This is a genomic window from Pseudomonas sp. GW821-FHT11G12 (assembly GCF_058808055.1).
Genome location: NZ_JBXARH010000005.1, coordinates 222,542 through 239,907, shown reverse-complemented (window position 1 = coordinate 239,907; position 17,366 = coordinate 222,542). Strand labels below are relative to the sequence as shown.

The window sequence follows — 17,366 nt, the reverse complement described above, 5'->3', positions numbered from 1 at the left end:
CGTCAACCCTCATCAAAAAGGGGCGCGCGGGCCCGTATTTACAAGGTTTTTACAGCAGCGAGCGGGGCCATGGAAAAATAACCGCATCAATTTTGCGGTTTGTGCACGCTTGTTGCATTCGTACTCATATGAGCTATGAGCACGCCACGGGAAGTGGTTGCTCAAAGCCCGAAAAAAACAGTGGCAGGGTTGCCCGATGGAGATTCAAGTGTTTTGCCAGGGACTCTTTTTTACCGATGCAAAAAGGCCCAGAAACAGCGATAAAGTTGTCAGTCCGGCTGCATTGGTACTGTGAATTTGCGACATCAACCAAGCCATTTGCGACAGCGTCGTAAAGAACATGAAAGGTTGTATGCGCAAGTATCGCCAACATTGTCGGCGTGATATAAGTTTGCGCCGACACAAAAAGAAAGAGCCGCCCAGATAATAAAACAGGTGGGACGGCAGTACTCTTCTAAAACCAAAGGAGCAAATCACGATGCGCGTGATGAAGTGGAGCATGATCGCACTGGCCGTTACAGCAGCCAGTACTCAGTTGGCTACGGCCGCACCGTTTGTTAGTGACCAGTCTGAAGCCAAAGGCTTTGTTGAAGACGCCAAACTGACCGAAACGTTGAAGAACTACTACTTCAACCGTGACAACAAGAACGGCAGCCACGACCAGAAAGACTGGACCCAGGGTTTCCTCGGCAACTTCACTTCCGGTTACACCCAAGGCACCGTAGGCGTCGGTATCGATGCATTCGGTTACCTGGCGGTCAAACTGGACGGCGGTGACGGTACTTCCGGTACCGGTAACATGAGCCGCAGCAATACTGTCAAAGCCAACGGTTATGCCCATGACGTTGATGAGAGCCAAGGCAAAGCCGGCGCAGCCATCAAATTCCGCATCTCCAAAACCGAGCTGAAAATCGGCGACCAGCAGCCAAGCACTGCTCCAGTGTTCGCTGTCGGTGGTTCCCGCGTTCTGCCGCAAACTGCCAGTGGCTTCCAGCTGCAGAGCAGTGAAATCAAAGACCTCGATCTCGAAGCCGGTCACTTCTACTCGGCTACCAGCCAGGACAAAAACGCTCGTGAAGGCGGCCTTTACGCCACCTACGCAGGCGTAGAAGCCAAAAACATCGACTACTTCGGTGGTAAATACGGCATCACTGACAACCTGACTGCATCCCTGTACGGCGCCAAGCTGGAAGACATCTGGAACCAGTACTACGCGAACGTGAACCTCACCACTCCATTCGGTGGTGACACTTCGTTGAACACTGACTTCAACATCTACCGCACCACCGACACCGGTAGCGCCAAAGCGGGCGAAATCAGCAACACCGCCTTCTCGCTGGCAACCGCGCTGTCGTTCCTGAAAGCGCACACCTTCACCCTGGCCTTCCAGAAGGTCAACGGCGACACCCCGTTCGACTACATCGGCGTGGGCAAGAACAACCGTGGTGGCGACTCGATCTTCCTCGCCAACTCCATCCAGTACTCCGACTTTAACGGTGCAGGCGAGAAATCCCTGCAAGCCCGTTACGACCTGAAAATGGCCGAGTATGGCGTTCCTGGTCTGAGCTTCATGGTTCGTTACGTTAAAGGCTGGGATATCGACGGTACCCACACTCCAGCGGGTAGCTCTTACGCCGGTCTCTACGGTGAAGATGGCAAGCACCACGAAACCAACTTTGAAGCCAAATATGTGGTTCAAAGCGGTCCAGCAAAAGACCTGTCCTTCCGTATTCGCCAGGCTTGGCACGTTGCCAACTCTGACGAGAAAGAAGGCGACGTGAAAGAGTTCCGTCTGATCACCGAGTACCCACTGAACATCTTGTAATCGTCAGTGGTTAGTTTGGTAGCATAAAAAAAGGCCCATCTTCGGATGGGCCTTTTTTGTTATCTGTCACTTGTAATAAATGCCTGACCAACAAGTCAGGCAATTAATTAGCAACCTATCATTACACCGCCGATTCCTGAACCACACGAATCACACGCTGTGGAAACGGAATATCGATGCCGGCAGTCTTTAAACGATCACGGGATTGTTCGTTAAACATGAACATCACATCCCAATAATCTGCAGTTTTAACCCAGACCCGCAGGGAAACAGTGATCGAACTATCGCCCAAGGTAGAAATGACAGCCTGCGGCGCCGGATCCTGCAGAACGCGATCATCCTTGGCCAGATCCAGCAGCACCTGACGGGCCTTTTGCAGATCGGCTTCGTAATCGACACCCACATCAAACACAACCTTGCGGGTTGGCTGACGGTTGGTGTTGGTAATGATGCCATTCGACAGATTGCCGTTCGGCACGATGATGGTCTTGTTGTCGCCGGTACGCAGCACGGTGTGGAAAATCTGGATGCTGTCGACAGTACCCGCCACGCCTTGCGCTTCGATCCAGTCACCGATGCGGAACGGACGGAACAGCAGAATCAGCACGCCACCGGCGAAGTTCGCCAGGCTGCCCTGCAATGCCAGGCCGATGGCCAGGCCGGCCGCACCGATTGCCGCCACGAACGAAGTGGTCTCGACGCCGATCATCGAGGCCACACTGACGATCAACAGCACCTTGAGAATGATGTTGGCCAGGCTGCTGATGAAACCTTGCAAAGCCAGGTCGGCATTGCGCAGAGCCAGCAGGCCGCCCAGTTTTTGCGTGACCTTGTTGATCAGCCACCAGCCAATCGCCAGGGTAATCACCGCCAACAGCACACGACTGCCGTATTCCATGATCATCGGAATCCACGCCTGGGACGCCTTGACCAGGTTGTCTACCTCAGCATTCAAATCCATCTTTTATCTCCTGATTGCCGGCTTCCCGGGCTGAAAAAATCAGCGGCAGAACGACCGGCCCTGTGGGGGCTCAATCGTTTCTGCCGCTGCTTGGGCCTCGGACGCTGAAAACGCCGAGAGGTTCCCGACTCGGATGGCTCAGTCGCGGAAGTTGTTGAATTGCAGTGGCATGCCGAATTCCTTGGCGCGCAGGGCAGCGATGGCTTCCTGCAGGTCGTCACGCTTCTTGCCGGTCACACGCACCTGCTCGCCCTGAATGGCGGCCTGCACCTTGAGTTTGGCTTCCTTGATGTGGCCGACGATCTTCTTCGCCAGTTCCTTGTCGATGCCTTCCTTCAGAACGGCGTCCTGCTTCATCAGTTTGCCCGATGCGAAGGAGTCTTTGACTTCGAGGCACTGTACGTCGATCTTGCGCTTGACCAGGGCCAGCTTGAGGATCTCGATCATCGCTTCCAGCTGGAAATCGGCTTCAGCGGTCAGGTGGACGGTCAGGTCCTTTTCCTTGAATTCGAAGCTGCCCTTGCCTTTCAGGTCATAACGACGATCGAGTTCCTTCACGGCGTTCTCGACCGCGTTGGTGAGTTCGTGTTTGTCCAGTTCGGATACCACGTCGAACGACGGCATGTAATCTCTCCAATAAAAAGGCGCGCTCGTTCAGGACGCGGCGCGCTTGGCTTGCGGTTAAAATCGGGCTCATTATAACGGGTCTTTTCCCACCGACACGGCGAGCCTTGCATGCCTGTACCTTACCGAGTGAAAAACTGATGTCCACCCCCTGGCATATCCTCGGCGCCGGAAGTCTCGGCACACTCTGGGCCACGCGCCTGGCCCGGGCCGGATTGCCGGTCCGGCTGATCCTGCGCGATATCGATCGTTTGCATGACTATGCGACGGCGGGCGGCCTGACCCTCGTGGAACAAGGCGTGGCCAGCAGCTACGCCATCCCCGGCGAAACGCCGGACAGTTCCGAACCGATCCGCCGTCTGCTGGTGGCGTGCAAGGCCTACGACGCCGAAAGCGCCGTGGCCGGCGTCGCTCATCGCCTGGCGCAGGATGCAGAACTGATTCTTCTGCAGAACGGCCTCGGCAGTCAGGAAGCGGTCGCCGCGCAAGTCCCGCAGGCCCGCTGCATCAGCGCCTCCAGCACCGAAGGCGCGTTTCGCGATGGCGACTGGCGCGTGGTCTTTGCCGGCCACGGTTACACCTGGCTCGGCGATGCCGGTCATCCCGTGGCACCGTTCTGGCTGGATGATCTTGAAACGGCAAAGATTCCTCATGAATGGAGCGCGGACATCCTCACCCGGCTGTGGCGAAAACTGGCGCTCAACTGTGCGATCAATCCGCTGACGGTGTTACACGACTGCCGCAACGGGGGATTGCAGGAACATCACTGCGAAGTCGCCACGCTGTGCGCCGAACTGACCGAATTGCTGGAGCGTTGCGGCCAACCAGCGGCGGCGGACAATCTGCAACAGGAAGTCGAAAGGGTGATTTCGGCCACCGCAGCCAATTTCTCCTCCATGTATCAGGACGTGGCCAGCAAACGCCGCACCGAGATCAGCTACCTGCTGGGCCATGCCTGCAAGGTTGCGCAGCGGCACCAGCTCAACCTGCCGCATCTGAAGCAATTGCAGCAGCGCCTGACCGCGCATCTGCACAGTCTCGGATTGCCCGTCGACTGAGCAGCGGCTACGCTGCCCACTTGTTCCTTTGCTGCGATAAACCTGATGCCATTGCGCCAGCGCCTCGAAAACCTGCCGGTCGGCCAGAAACTGCTGGCCGCCCTGCTGGTGCTGTTGACCACCGTGTTACTGGTCGCGAACCTGACCTTCATCAGCGCGGCCTATTACATTTCCCAGGAAAGCATGGCGCCTCAGGCGTTGCAGACCATTGGCCGACTGGTCTCGAACCCGAGCCTGGTCGCCGAAGCCTTGCAGTCACCGCAAAGCGCCGAGCGCCTGCTCAAGGAACTCGACAGTTACTCGCCACTGCGGGCCGCCGCTCTGTATGACGGCAAAGGCGATCGCATTGCTCAGGTACAACGCAGCGACAAGCTCAACCTGCCGGAACGCTACCGGCATATCGAAGCCTGGCAACTCACCGAGTTTCGCAGCAACCAGCTGATCACCCTGCCCCGCCCCGGCACTGCGCCGGGTCATCTGTTGCTGGTGGCCAGCAGCGAACTGCCGATGGCGTTCTACACCGGCACCCTGACGGCGAGCCTGGGGATCCTGATCTTCAGCGTACTGCTGTGGCTGGTGATTGCCCGGCAGATCAAACGCCTGATCACCCGGCCGATCCATCAACTCGAAGAGCTGTCCCGCCAGGTGACCCGCGAGGAGAACTACGCCCTGCGCGCCTCACGCGGCAACCACGACGAAATCGGCAGCCTGGCCGAGGCCTTCAACACCATGCTCTCGCGCATCGAGGCCCGGGAGCAGCAACTCAAGCGCGCCCGCGATGACTCGCAAGCCGCCTACGATCAGGCGCAGGGGCTGGCCGAAGAAACCCGCCACACCAACCGCAAACTGGAGCTGGAAGTCCAGGTGCGGAGCAAGATCGAGAAGAAGCTCACGGGTTTTCAGAACTACCTCAACAGCATCATCGACTCCATGCCCTCGGCGCTGATCGCCCTCGACGAGCAGCTCTATGTCACGCAATGGAACCAGGAGGCCAGCGCCCTCTCCGGCACCCGGCTGGACGAAGCGCTGAACCAGCCGATCTTCCTCGCGTTCGAGCCGCTCAAGCCTTTCCTGCCGCAGCTCAAGCAGACCGTCGAACAGCACACCGTGGCGAAAATCGAGCGGGTGACCTGGTTCAAGGACGACGAGCCCAAGCATTACGCCCTGACGTTTTATCCACTGATGGGCGGTGCCGGACGCGGCGTGGTGATCCGGATCGACGACATCACCCAGCGCCTGTCGCTGGAGGACATGATGGTGCAGTCGGAAAAAATGCTCTCGGTCGGCGGCCTCGCCGCCGGCATGGCCCACGAGATCAACAACCCGCTGGGCGCGATCCTGCACAACGTGCAGAACATTCGCAGACGTCTGTCGCCCGACCTGCCGAAAAACCTCGAGCAGGCCGAACAACTGGGCATCGAACTGGATACCGTGAACCGCTACCTGCAAGGCCGGGAAGTCCCGCAATTGCTCGACGGCATTCAGCAGGCCGGTGCCCGGGCGGCAAAAATCGTTACCCACATGCTCAGTTTCAGTCGCCGCAGCACCCGGCAGATGGCCCCGTGCGACCTGCCGGCGCTGATCGATCAAGCCGTGGATATCGCTGGCAACGACTTCGACCTGGCGATCGGCTTCGACTTCAAGGGTCAGGCGATCATCCGTCAGTTTGACCCGGCGCTGGGTCCGGTTCCGGGCACCGCCAACGAGCTTGAACAGGTGCTGCTCAACCTGCTGAAAAACGCTGCACAGGCAATTCACCTGCGCGAAGACGACAGTGAGCCGGGGCGGATCATCCTGCGCACCAAACTCAATCCGCCGTGGGCCGAGATACAGGTCGAGGACAACGGCATCGGCATGAGCGAGAACGTGCGCAAACGTACCTTCGAGCCGTTCTTCACCACCAAGGAAATCGGCCAGGGCACAGGGCTCGGGCTGTCGGTGTCGTATTTCATCATCACCAACAACCACAAAGGGCAGATGGAAGTGCAGTCGGCACCGGGACAAGGCACCTGCTTCACCCTGCGCCTGCCGCTGACGCAACCTGCACCCATTGCCGCAGAAACCAATCAACTACCGAGGTAAACCATGGGCTTTCGCTTGTCGAAGATCTACACCCGCACCGGCGACAAAGGCGAAACCGGCCTCGGCGATGGTCGCCGCGTACCCAAGGATCACCCGCGCATCGAAGCCATTGGCGAGGTCGACACGCTGAACAGTCAGGTCGGCGTGCTGCTGGCCGGGTTGATCGCCGAACGCGAAACCTGTCCAGGGCTGAATGAATTGATCGACGTGTTGGCGCCCTGTCAGCACCGCTTGTTCGACCTCGGTGGCGAGCTGGCGATGCCGGAATATCAGGCGCTGAACACGGCAGAAATCGAACGGCTGGAAGCGGCCATCGATGTCTGGAACGAGGAATTGGGGCCGCTGGAGAACTTCATTCTGCCCGGCGGTTCGATGCTGATTGCCCAGGCGCATGTCTGCCGCAGCCTGGCGCGCAGTGCGGAGCGGCGTTGCCAGCATTTGAATGCGATCGAACCGTTGGCCGGGGTGGGCCTGGCTTACATCAATCGCTTGTCGGATCTGCTGTTTGTGGCAGCGAGGCTGATTGCGCGGCGCCAAGGGATTGCCGAGATTCTGTGGCAACCGGCCGCAAAACCCGAAAACTGATCACTCCCACGCCAGGCGCGGGAGTGTTCTGATGCCCAGTCAGGCCTCAGGCCAGAAGGCCCGAATCCCCGCCACACCCTGAGCCCCGGCATTCCACGCTTTCTCGCGCTCGGCCGGGCCGACTCCACCCAACAGGAATACCGGCTTGCTGAAGCCTTCGATCAGCGTCGAAGCCTGCTCCCAGCCCAGCGGCTGCGCATCCGGATGAGTCAGGGTCGGCTGCACTGGCGAAAGAGTGACGAAATCCACACCCATCTGCTCGGCCAGCGCCAGTTCTTCAGCATTGTGGCAGGACGCCGCCAGCCAGCGCTCCGCCGGTAGCGGACGCCCTGCTGCCGCGTACTTGCGCAGCTGAGCCGAGGTAATGTGCCAACCGGCGGACGGGAAATCACCCAGCCACTCGAACGGGCCCTTGATCATCAACTGCGCCTTGCCGGCACACAGGCCGACCGCGTCCACCGCCAGATCGCGGTACTTCGGGTCATAACCATTGGGCGCACGCAGCTGGATCAGCTTGATGCCCCCGGCAATAGCCTTCTGGATACCGCGCAGCAAGGCCGGGGTTTCCAGGTCTTCCGGGGTGATCAGGTATTCAGCGGGCAGACGCGCCGCCGCCACGATCGGCTGGTTGGCTGCCGGGAATTCGTAATTTGCCAGTTCCTTGGCCGACACCCAGGCCAATGGCTGACCTTCGGCGCCGTGGGGTTCGCCGGTGAAGCTTGAGACTTCCCAGACATCCAGCAACACCTGCTTGTCCGGGTAATCGTGGCGAACCTTGATCAGCGGGCGAGCAGCGCCGACGACAATGCCCAACTCTTCGTGCAGCTCACGGGCCAGCGCAGTTTCAACCGACTCATCGACCTCGACCTTGCCACCGGGAAATTCCCACAGACCGCCCTGGTGCTGGGTATCGGCCCGGCGGGCGATGAGGATTTTGCCGCTGTCGTCACGGATGACGGCAGCAGCGACGTGTACGCGTTTCACGACTGCAACTCCTCCAGTCCTGCCTTTTGCCAGGCCTTGAAGGCTGGCCATTGGTAAACGGTTTCAACATAGGCCTGATCCACGGCCGGCAACTGCACCTGATAGGTGCGCAGACGCACGGCAATCGGCGCGAAGAACGCATCCGCCAACGACACGCGACCAAACAGGAACGGCCCCGGCTCGGTAGCCACGGCACGGCATTCGGCCCACAGCGCGAGCATGCGCTCGACATCGACCTTCACTTCCGGCGGTACCGGGTTGAGCGGCGCGTCGTGGCTCAGGTTGAACGGCATGTGATTGCGCATGGCGAAGAAGCCGCTGTGCATCTGCGCGCAGGCAGAACGCGCCTGAGCGCGGGCCGCGATATCAGTCGGCCAGAGCTGTTCGGAAGGAAACTGTTCGGCCAGGTATTCGGCGATCGCCAGAGAGTCGGCGATGGTACCCCGTGCGGTGGTCAGCAGCGGTACCTTGCCGGTGGGCGAATGCTTGAGCAGCCGCTCGCGGGTGTCGGGCTTGCCGAGTTTGATCAGTTCTTCGGTGTAGGGCGCGCCGGTCAGTTCAAGCGCCAGTGCCGCGCGCAGGGACCAGGAGGAAAGCAGTTTGTCGCCGATGATCAGGTGAAGGCTCATGTTCGGGTCCTTTCATGGGACAGAAGAAAAGGAGGCCCGCAGACCTCCCTCTTCGGCAGGGATCAGGTGCGGTATTCGGCGTTGATCTTCACGTACTCGTGGGACAGGTCGGTGGTCCAGATGGTTTCGCTGCAATCACCGCGACCCAGTTCAATACGGATGGTGATTTCTTCCTGCTGCATCACCGCCGAGCCCTGGGCTTCAGTGTAGGTCGCAGCACGGGCGCCACGGCTGGCAATGCACACTTCGCCGAGGAACACGTCGATCTTGCTCACGTCCAGATCCGGCACGCCGGCACGGCCGACAGCGGCGAGGATGCGGCCCCAGTTCGGATCGGAAGCGAACAGTGCAGTCTTGATCAGCGGCGAGTGGGCCACGGTGTAGCCGACGTCCAGGCATTCCTGGTGATTGCCGCCGCCGTTGACTTCAACAGTCACGAACTTGGTCGCGCCTTCGCCGTCACGCACGATGGCCTGAGCCACGTCCATGCACACTTCGAACACGGCCTGTTTCAGCTTGGCGAACAGCTCGCCTTCGGCACGGGTGATTTCCGGCAGTGCAGCCTTGCCGGTGGCGATCAGCATGCAGCAGTCGTTGGTCGAGGTGTCGCCGTCGATGGTGATGCGGTTGAACGACTTGTTGGCGCCGTCCAGCATCAGGTTGTGCAACACGTCGCGGGAGACTTTGGCGTCGGTGGCGATGTAGCCGAGCATGGTCGCCATGTTCGGACGGATCATGCCCGCGCCCTTGCTGATGCCGGTGACAGTGATGGTCACGCCGTCATGCTGGAACTGGCGGCTGGCGCCTTTTGGCAGCGTGTCGGTGGTCATGATGCCGGTGGCGGCCGCTTCCCAGTTGTTTTCCGACAGGTCGTCCAGTGCGGCCTGCAAGGCGCCTTCGATCTTCTCGACCGGCAGCGGCTCGCCGATCACGCCGGTGGAGTACGGCAGGATCTGGCTGGCATCCACGCCGGTCAGTTCAGCCAGTTTCGCGGTGGTGCGCTCAGCGGCGGCCAGGCCCGGCTCGCCAGTGCCGGCGTTGGCATTGCCGGTGTTGGTCAACAGGTAGCGCACAGCGTTCTGCACGCGTTTCTTGGCCAGGATCACCGGCGCGGCGCAGAAAGCGTTCAACGTGAACACGCCCGCCACGGTGGAACCTTCGGCACAGCGCATCACGACGACATCCTTGCGCCCAGGGCGCTTGATGCCGGCCGAAGCGATACCGAGTTCAAAACCGGCAACCGGGTGCAACGTTGGCAAAGGACCAAGACCAACAGCCATGAATGCGCTCCTTACTCAATGATGTCAGCACCGCCAAGCGTAGTGACGGTGGTGTAAATGGCAAAACGCCGCGACGGCTGGTGCCGGTCGCGGCGCGGGTATTTCAGCGATTGAAACGGGTTTTACTGGATCTGCCCGTGGCAATGCTTGAATTTCTTGCCCGAACCGCAGTAGCACAGTTCGTTGCGGCCCAGCTTCTGCTCGTTGCGAACCGGCGCGGTGGCCAGGGCCACATCGACCTCTTCACCGACCAGTGCTTCCGGCTGCTCCAGACCTGGCGCCTCGGCGTGTTCGAACTGCATGCGCGCGGCCAGCGCTTCGGCTTCCTGACGCAGACGCGCCTCTTCCTCGGCCGGATCTTCGCGGCGAACCTGAACGTGCGACAGCACACGGATCGAGTCGCGCTTGATCGAATCCAGCAGCTCGGAGAACAGCGTGAAGGACTCGCGCTTGTATTCCTGCTTCGGGTTCTTCTGGGCGTAGCCACGCAGGTGGATGCCGTGACGCAGGTGATCCATGGTCGACAGGTGGTCTTTCCACAGGTCGTCCAGAACGCGCAGCACGATCTGCTTCTCGAAGGAGCGCAGTGCGTCGGCACCGGCCTGGTCTTCTTTCTCGTTGTACGCGGCGATCAGCTCGTTCATCAGCTTCTCGCGCAGGGTTTCTTCGTACAGGTGATCGTCTTCGTCGAGCCATTGCTGGATCGGCAGTTTCACACCGAAGTCGCTGGCGATCGACGCTTCCAGACCGGCCACGTCCCACTGCTCTGGCAGCGATTGCGGCGGAATGTGTGCGCTGACGGTGGCGTTCAGTACGTCCTGACGGAAATCAGCGATGGTCTCGCCGATGTTGTCCGCGGCCAGCAACGTGTTACGCATGTGATAGATCACTTTACGCTGTTCGTTGTTGACGTCGTCGAACTCGAGCAATTGCTTGCGAATGTCGAAGTTGCGGCCTTCAACCTTGCGCTGTGCCTTCTCGATGGCGTTGGTCACCATGCGGTGCTCGATCGCTTCACCGGACTGCATGCCCAGGGCTTTCATGAAGTTCTTCACCCGGTCAGAGGCGAAGATACGCATCAGGCTGTCTTCCAGCGACAGGTAGAAGCGGCTGGAACCGGCGTCACCCTGACGGCCGGCACGGCCACGCAGCTGGTTGTCGATACGACGGGATTCGTGACGCTCGGACGCGATCACCTGCAAGCCGCCGGACTCCAGCACTTGCTGGTGACGCTTCTGCCAGTCGGCCTTGATCTGGGCAATCTGCTCAGGGGTCGGGTTTTCCAGCGACGCCACTTCAACTTCCCAGTTGCCGCCCAACAGGATGTCGGTACCACGACCGGCCATGTTGGTAGCGATGGTCAGGGCGCCCGGACGACCGGCCTGCGCGATGATCTCGGCTTCTTTTTCGTGGAACTTGGCGTTCAGAACCTTGTGTTCGATGCCTTCCTTCACGAGCAATGCGGACATGTGCTCGGAGGTTTCGATGGTGGCAGTACCCACCAGCACCGGACGGCCGGCAGCCATGCTTTCCTTGATGTCATTGACGATCGCCGCGTATTTCTCTTCGGCGGTCAGGAACACCAGGTCGTTGTAGTCCTTACGGGCCAACGGCTTGTTGGTCGGGATCACGATGACCGGCAGGCCATAGATCTGGTGGAATTCGAACGCTTCGGTGTCGGCCGTACCGGTCATGCCGGACAGTTTGTCGTACAGACGGAAGTAGTTCTGGAACGTGGTCGATGCCAGGGTCTGGCTCTCGGCCTGGATGTTCAGGTTTTCCTTGGCTTCGATGGCCTGGTGCAGGCCTTCGGACAGACGACGGCCCGGCATGGTACGGCCGGTGTGTTCGTCGACCAGTACGACCTGACCGTCCTGCACGATGTATTCAACGTTGCGGTTGAACAGCTTGTGCGCACGCAGGCCGGCGTAAACGTGAGTCAGCAGGCTCAGGTTATGCGCCGAGTACAGGCTCTCGCCCTCGGCCAGCAGACCGATGCTGGTCAGTTGGTCTTCGATGAACTGGTGACCGGCTTCGTTGAGTTCGACCTGACGGGTCTTCTCGTCGACGGTGAAGTGGCCTTCCTGGGTGACGACGCCTTCGACTTCTTCGACGTGCAGCTTGAGTTTCGGGATCAGTTTGTTGATCTCGATGTACAGCTTGGAGCTGTCCTCGGCCTGACCGGAAATGATCAGCGGGGTACGCGCTTCGTCGATGAGGATGGAGTCGACTTCGTCGATCACGGCAAAGTTGAGTTCGCGCTGGAATTTCTCTTCCATGCTGAACGCCATGTTGTCGCGCAGGTAGTCGAACCCGAATTCGTTGTTGGTGCCGTAGGTAATGTCGGCGGCGTAGGCCAGACGTTTCTCTTCCGGCGGCTGGAACGGCGTCACGATGCCGACGGTCAGGCCGAGGAATTCATACAGCGGACGCATCCAGTTGGCGTCACGGCGGGCCAGGTAATCGTTCACGGTCACAACGTGCACGCCCTTGCCGGACAGCGCGTTGAGGTAAACGCCCAGGGTACCCACCAGGGTCTTGCCTTCACCGGTACGCATTTCGGCAATCCGGCCTTCATGCAGGGTCATGCCGCCGATCAGCTGGACGTCGAAGTGACGCATGCCCATGACACGCTTGCCGGCTTCGCGGGCGACCGCAAAAGCTTCCGGCAACAGCTTGTCGAGGGTTTCCCCTTTGGCGATGCGGTCCTTGAACTCTGCGGTCTTGGCGCGCAGTTGATCGTCCGAGAGGGCGACCATCTTCTCTTCGAAGGCATTGACGAGCTGCACCGTCTTGAGCATGCGTTTGACTTCACGCTCGTTCTTGCTTCCAAAAAGTTTCTTTAACAAAGGCGCAAACATATCGGCAGGATCTTCCACACTAAAGGGATGGAGGGCGGCCCCGTGAGTCGCCCGTGCAGCCCTCATGGCCGCATGCGAACGAGCATTCTACCCGGAAACGGTGGTGAGGAAAGTGGCGATATTCCACGATGCTGGCACTGCGCTTTGACGGGGCTCACTTAAAATAGGGGCGTTTTGCTCAACTTCAAGCCGTTGGAGGCAGAAGTTAGTCGTTGATTTAATGGGCAAAGCAGGGACAAAAGCAATGGGCGAGTGAAATGGGTGCTATCTGCTACCATGGCGCCTCTGTTACTTCAGGTGTTAGATCATGGCATTTCGCCCTCTTACAGCCAGAGCGCCCGCCGTTCTGCTTCGCGAAGCCAAGCCGCTGAAAGCCATCCTCGGCCATGCCCAACGTCTGGGCCGTCTGCAACGCCTGCTCGAAAGCCAACTGCAACCCGCCGCCCGCGAGCACTGCCATGTTGCCTCGTGGCGCGAAGGCAATCTGTTGCTGATTGTCACCGATGGCCATTGGGCCACACGCCTGCGCTACCAGCAAAAACGCCTGCAACGGCAACTGCAGATGTTCGATGAGTTCGCCAACCTGACGCGGATTCAGTTCAAGGTCCAGCCGCCAACGGTGCAGCGCGGTGCAGCCGGGCACACGATGGACTTGTCGACGGATGCGGCGGCGACCATTCAGTCGACCGCCGACGGGATCAGTGATCCGAACCTGCGTGCAGCGCTGGAGCGTCTGGCGGCGCACGCCAAAGCCAAATCCTGACCAAAAAACCTGTGGGAGCAAGCTCCCACGGGTGTTATCGACGTTTACTGCCACCGAGCAGAGAACCCATCAGGCCGCGCACCAACTGTTTACCCAGCGAATTCGCTGCCTGGCGCATCGCCGACTTGAGCGCCTGCCCCGCTGCCGTCCCGAGGAACTCCCCGGCCTTGTCCGCCAGGCTTGGCTCCGCGACTGCCGGTTTGCCGGGTGCCGCTTCACCTTCCGGCGCCAGCCCCTTGCGCCCCATCAGGATTTCATAGGCCGACTCCCGATCGATCGGCTTGTCATAGCGGCCCTTGAACGGCGAACCGGCAATCAGCACGGTGCGTTCGGTTTCGGTCAACGGCCCGATCCGCGATTGCGGCGGCGCCACCAACACCCGCTGGACCATTTCCGGCGTGCCCTTTTCCTGCAAGGTGCCGACCAGCGCCTCGCCAATCCCGAGTTCAGTCAACACCGACAACGTATCGAACGCCGGATTCGGCCGGAAGCCATCCGCCACCGCCCGCAGGGATTTCTGCTCCTTGGCGGTGAATGCCCGCAGACCGTGCTGGACCCGCAGGCCCAGTTGCGCCAGCACATCGTCCGGCAAATCGCCCGGCGACTGGGTGACGAAATACACACCGACACCCTTGGAACGGATCAGTCGCACCACCTGCTCCAGACGTTCCTGCAAGGCCTTGGGCGTATCGCCGAACAACAAGTGCGCTTCGTCAAAGAACAGTGCCAGCAACGGTTTGTCGGCATCGCCACGTTCCGGCAATTGCTCGAACAGCTCGGCGAGCAACCACAGCAGGAACGTCGCGTAGACCTTCGGCGCTTCATGCACCAGGCGACTGGCATCGAGCAAATGAATGCGCCCGCGACCGTCGGCGGCCGGTTGCAGAATGTCCTCCAGTTGCAGCGCCGGCTCGCCGAACAAGGCTTCGGCGCCCTGCTGTTCAAGGATCGCCAGACGCCGCAACAGCGCCTGGCTGGAACCGGTGGTGAACAACGCGGCGTCTTCGCCGAGCAGCTGCGGGTTGTCCTTGAGGTGGTTGAGCAGCGCTTTCAGGTCTTTCAGATCCAGCAGCAACAGGCCTTCGCGGTCGGCGACCTTGAACGCCGCGTACAACGCCGACTGCTGGCTGTCGGTCAACTCCAGCAAGGCACCGATCAACAATGGCCCCATTTCACTCAGCGTTGTGCGCAGCGGATGACCGGACTCGCCGTGAATGTCCCACAAGGTCACGGGATAAGCCTGAGGCTTGTAGTTGAGCCACGGCATGCCGGCGATGCGCTCGGCGACCTTGCCCTGGGGATTGCCAGCGGCGCCGAGGCCGCACAGGTCACCCTTGATGTCGGCGGCGAACACCGCGACCCCGGCGTCACTGAACGCTTCAGCCAGCCGTTGCAGGGTGACGGTCTTGCCAGTGCCGGTCGCGCCGGCCACCAGTCCATGACGGTTGGCCAGGCGCATCGCCTGGGCGATCGGTTGCCCGGCGAGATCGGCGCCGATAACGAGTTGCGAGGAGTCAGGCATTTGGTCACCCAATAGTTAATCTTTGTCGAGCATGGCCGATAGAGAGAAGTGAGAGACCGGATCAAAAGTCCGGTCCGTGATTTCCCTAAGGAGAGACGGAAATATCACTCAGCTTTCACACCTGCCCATTTTGCGCGTCTTTATAAAAGCACGCCCTGGACATTAAGACCTTAGCGGAACCCCAAGCCATGAACAAAAATCTACGCTTCAGCCATAAAATTTTGCTTGCCGCCGCCCTCATCGTCATTGCCGCCTTCGCCTCGTTCACGCTGTACAACGACTGGCTGCAGCGCAATGCAATCCGCGATGACCTGAACAATTACCTCAACGAGATGGGCGAGGTCACTGCCGACAACATCCAGACCTGGCTCAGCGGGCGCATCCTGCTGATCGAGAACGCGGCACAGAACATCGCCATCAATCCCGAGCCTGCCGCCGTTGCCAGCCTGCTGGAACAGAAAGCCCTGACCTCGACGTTCATGGCTTCCTACCTCGGCGATGCCACCGGTCACTTCACCATCCGTCCGGATGCGAAGATGCCGGACGGTTTCGATCCACGGGTTCGCCCTTGGTATAAAGGTGCCGAAAGCAGCAGCACTTCGACCCTGACCGAACCGTACATCGACGCGGCCACTGGCCAGACCATCATTTCCATCGCCACTGCCGCGAAAAAGGCCGGTCAGAACGTCGGCGTGGTGGGCGGCGACCTGAGCCTGCAAACCCTGATCAACACCCTCAGCGCCCGGGACTTCTCCGGCATGGGCTATGCGTTCCTGGTCAGCGCCGACGGCAAGATCCTGGTGCACCCGGACAAGGCCCTGGTGATGAAATCGCTCAAGGAAGCCTACCCGCAGGACACGCCGCGCATCAGCAGCGACTTCAGTGAAATCACCGTCGACGGCAAGACCCGTATCGTCACCTTCACCCCGATCAAGGGCCTGCCGTCGGTGAACTGGTACATCGGCCTGTCGGTGGACAAGGACAAAGCCTTCTCGATGCTCAGCCAGTTCCGAACCTCGGCCGTGATTGCGACCGTGATTGCGGTGGCGATCATCATCGCCCTGCTCGGCATGCTGATCCGCATCCTGATCCAGCCGCTGCACGTCATGACCCGCGCCATGGAAGACATCGCCGACGGCGAAGGCGACCTGACCAAGCGCCTGACCATCCAGAACCAGGACGAATTCGGCGTACTCGGCACTGCCTTCAACCGCTTCGTCGAACGGGTTCACGGTTCGATTCGCGAAGTGTCGTCGGCCACCGGGCAAGTCAACGAAGTCGCCCTGCGGGTCGTCGCCGCTTCGAACTCGTCGATGTACAACTCCGACCAGCAAGCCTCGCGCACCAACAGCGTGGCCGCCGCGATCAACCAGCTCGGTGCCGCCGCTCAGGAAATCGCCCGCAACGCCGCGCAAGCCTCGACCCAGGCCAGCGACGCCCGTGGCCTGGCCGAAGACGGCCAGCAAGTGGTGGATCGCAGCATCAAGGCAATGAATCAACTGTCGAGCATGCTCAGCGCGTCGAGCAGCAATATCGAATCGCTGAACAGCAAAACCGTGAACATCGGCCAGATTCTCGAAGTGATCACCAGCATTTCCCAGCAGACCAACCTGCTCGCGCTCAACGCCGCCATCGAAGCAGCGCGGGCCGGTGAAGCCGGGCGCGGGTTTGCGGTGGTGGCGGACGAAGTGCGCAACCTTGCACACCGCACTCAGGAATCGGCGCAACAGGTGCAGACCATGATCGAGGAGCTGCAAGTCGGCGCCCGCGAATCCGTCAGCACCATGAGCGACAGCCAGCGCCACAGCCAGGAGAGCGTGGACATCGCCAACCTCGCCGGCGAGCGCCTGAACAGCGTGACCCAGCGGATCGGCGAGATCGACGGCATGAACCAGTCGGTGGCCACCGCCACCGAGGAACAGACCGCCGTGGTCGAGTCGATCAACGTCGACATCACCGAGATCAATACGCTGAACCAGGAAGGCGTGGAGAACCTGCAGGCGACATTGCGCGCCTGTTCCGATCTGGAACAACAGGCTTCGCGCCTGAAGCAACTGGTCGGCAGCTTCCGGATTTAAGCTGCTCCCCCCGGATGTCTTCGCGGTTCAGTCCGCGAAGACATCTTCACCTCCCGCAAAACCTCCCCCACCCCGCCGCACATCCCGACCGAACATCTATTCTGGAGAAAGGTC

General features: G+C 60.3%; 13 protein-coding genes and 1 pseudogene. 7 read left to right on the top strand and 7 right to left on the bottom strand.

All coding sequences use genetic code 11. From position 1 onward, the window contains the following. Positions 1-478 precede the first annotated feature (478 nt). Positions 479-1,825, top strand: coding sequence for an OprD family porin (locus AC1RR7_RS17365; RefSeq protein ID WP_493066006.1), 1,347 nt, complete (start codon positions 479-481; stop codon positions 1,823-1,825). Positions 1,826-1,946: 121 nt separating this feature from the next. On the opposite strand, the gene AC1RR7_RS17360 is transcribed toward AC1RR7_RS17365, so the two are convergent. Then, complete coding sequence (locus AC1RR7_RS17360) at positions 1,947-2,786, bottom strand: mechanosensitive ion channel family protein (RefSeq protein WP_007951217.1); 840 nt, start codon at positions 2,784-2,786, stop codon at positions 1,947-1,949. A gap of 138 nt (positions 2,787-2,924) precedes the next feature. Beyond that, positions 2,925-3,410, bottom strand: a complete 486-nt coding sequence (locus AC1RR7_RS17355) for a YajQ family cyclic di-GMP-binding protein (RefSeq protein WP_007951218.1) — start codon at positions 3,408-3,410, stop codon at positions 2,925-2,927. A 140-nt stretch (positions 3,411-3,550) separates the two neighbouring features. Here AC1RR7_RS17355 and AC1RR7_RS17350 point away from each other — a divergent pair, with 140 nt between their 5' ends. The 3 genes from AC1RR7_RS17350 to AC1RR7_RS17340 are packed head-to-tail and all read left to right on the top strand — an operon-like array spanning position 3,551 to position 7,135. Further along, positions 3,551-4,468, top strand: coding sequence for a putative 2-dehydropantoate 2-reductase (locus tag AC1RR7_RS17350; RefSeq protein WP_493158057.1), 918 nt, complete (start codon positions 3,551-3,553; stop codon positions 4,466-4,468). Positions 4,469-4,513: 45 nt separating this feature from the next. Next, complete coding sequence (locus tag AC1RR7_RS17345) at positions 4,514-6,550, top strand: sensor histidine kinase (RefSeq protein WP_493158056.1); 2,037 nt, start codon at positions 4,514-4,516, stop codon at positions 6,548-6,550. A gap of 3 nt (positions 6,551-6,553) precedes the next feature. Continuing rightward, positions 6,554-7,135: a cob(I)yrinic acid a,c-diamide adenosyltransferase gene (locus tag AC1RR7_RS17340; protein ID WP_273538295.1), complete on the top strand. Its 582-nt coding sequence runs from the start codon at positions 6,554-6,556 to the stop codon at positions 7,133-7,135. A 39-nt stretch (positions 7,136-7,174) separates the two neighbouring features. On the opposite strand, the gene AC1RR7_RS17335 is transcribed toward AC1RR7_RS17340, so the two are convergent. From AC1RR7_RS17335 to secA, 4 genes are all read right to left on the bottom strand, one after another. Then, positions 7,175-8,119: a Nudix family hydrolase gene (locus AC1RR7_RS17335; protein WP_273538294.1), complete on the bottom strand. Its 945-nt coding sequence runs from the start codon at positions 8,117-8,119 to the stop codon at positions 7,175-7,177. Further along, positions 8,116-8,748, bottom strand: coding sequence for a glutathione S-transferase family protein (locus tag AC1RR7_RS17330; protein WP_096818317.1), 633 nt, complete (start codon positions 8,746-8,748; stop codon positions 8,116-8,118). The genes AC1RR7_RS17335 and AC1RR7_RS17330 overlap by 4 nt, the downstream gene beginning before the upstream one ends. Before the next feature lie 62 nt (positions 8,749-8,810). Continuing rightward, the gene (argJ, locus tag AC1RR7_RS17325) at positions 8,811-10,028 is read right to left on the bottom strand and encodes a bifunctional glutamate N-acetyltransferase/amino-acid acetyltransferase ArgJ (protein ID WP_096818319.1); all 1,218 of its coding nucleotides are present in this window, start codon (positions 10,026-10,028) and stop codon (positions 8,811-8,813) included. A 122-nt stretch (positions 10,029-10,150) separates the two neighbouring features. After that, on the bottom strand, positions 10,151-12,889 hold the full coding sequence (gene secA, locus AC1RR7_RS17320) for a preprotein translocase subunit SecA (RefSeq protein WP_096818321.1): 2,739 nt from the start codon (positions 12,887-12,889) through the stop codon (positions 10,151-10,153). A gap of 307 nt (positions 12,890-13,196) precedes the next feature. Between secA and AC1RR7_RS17315 the strand changes: the two genes are divergently transcribed. Then, the gene (locus AC1RR7_RS17315) at positions 13,197-13,652 is read left to right on the top strand and encodes a DUF721 domain-containing protein (RefSeq protein WP_096818322.1); all 456 of its coding nucleotides are present in this window, start codon (positions 13,197-13,199) and stop codon (positions 13,650-13,652) included. A 34-nt stretch (positions 13,653-13,686) separates the two neighbouring features. Here the strand turns inward: AC1RR7_RS17315 and AC1RR7_RS17310 are convergent, their stop codons facing one another. Continuing rightward, positions 13,687-15,174 carry a helicase HerA-like domain-containing protein gene (locus tag AC1RR7_RS17310; RefSeq protein ID WP_096818654.1) on the bottom strand — a complete coding sequence of 496 codons (1,488 nt, stop codon included), beginning with the start codon at positions 15,172-15,174 and terminating at the stop codon, positions 13,687-13,689. Positions 15,175-15,362: 188 nt separating this feature from the next. Between AC1RR7_RS17310 and AC1RR7_RS17305 the strand changes: the two are divergent. Both AC1RR7_RS17305 and AC1RR7_RS17300 read left to right on the top strand, forming a co-directional pair. After that, positions 15,363-16,394, top strand: a pseudogene (locus AC1RR7_RS17305) (HAMP domain-containing protein); the annotation flags it as partial. 93 nt (positions 16,395-16,487) lie between these two features. Continuing rightward, positions 16,488-17,252 (top strand): methyl-accepting chemotaxis protein, encoded by a 765-nt coding sequence (locus tag AC1RR7_RS17300; protein ID WP_371858320.1) that lies wholly within the window; start codon positions 16,488-16,490, stop codon positions 17,250-17,252. Positions 17,253-17,366 lie beyond the last annotated feature (114 nt).

Bases quoted from the DNA above. Each gene is read 5' to 3' on its own strand.
- AC1RR7_RS17365 (WP_493066006.1), top strand. From the start codon at position 479: ATGCGCGTGATGAAGTGGAGCATGATCGCACTGGCCGTTACAGCAGCC.
- AC1RR7_RS17360 (WP_007951217.1), bottom strand. From the start codon at position 2,786: ATGGATTTGAATGCTGAGGTAGACAACCTGGTCAAGGCGTCCCAGGCG.
- AC1RR7_RS17355 (WP_007951218.1), bottom strand. From the start codon at position 3,410: ATGCCGTCGTTCGACGTGGTATCCGAACTGGACAAACACGAACTCACC.
- AC1RR7_RS17350 (WP_493158057.1), top strand. From the start codon at position 3,551: ATGTCCACCCCCTGGCATATCCTCGGCGCCGGAAGTCTCGGCACACTC.
- AC1RR7_RS17345 (WP_493158056.1), top strand. From the start codon at position 4,514: ATGCCATTGCGCCAGCGCCTCGAAAACCTGCCGGTCGGCCAGAAACTG.
- AC1RR7_RS17340 (WP_273538295.1), top strand. From the start codon at position 6,554: ATGGGCTTTCGCTTGTCGAAGATCTACACCCGCACCGGCGACAAAGGC.
- AC1RR7_RS17330 (WP_096818317.1), bottom strand. From the start codon at position 8,748: ATGAGCCTTCACCTGATCATCGGCGACAAACTGCTTTCCTCCTGGTCC.
- argJ (WP_096818319.1), bottom strand. From the start codon at position 10,028: ATGGCTGTTGGTCTTGGTCCTTTGCCAACGTTGCACCCGGTTGCCGGT.
- secA (WP_096818321.1), bottom strand. From the start codon at position 12,889: ATGTTTGCGCCTTTGTTAAAGAAACTTTTTGGAAGCAAGAACGAGCGT.
- AC1RR7_RS17315 (WP_096818322.1), top strand. From the start codon at position 13,197: ATGGCATTTCGCCCTCTTACAGCCAGAGCGCCCGCCGTTCTGCTTCGC.
- AC1RR7_RS17310 (WP_096818654.1), bottom strand. From the start codon at position 15,174: ATGCCTGACTCCTCGCAACTCGTTATCGGCGCCGATCTCGCCGGGCAA.
- AC1RR7_RS17300 (WP_371858320.1), top strand. From the start codon at position 16,488: ATGTACAACTCCGACCAGCAAGCCTCGCGCACCAACAGCGTGGCCGCC.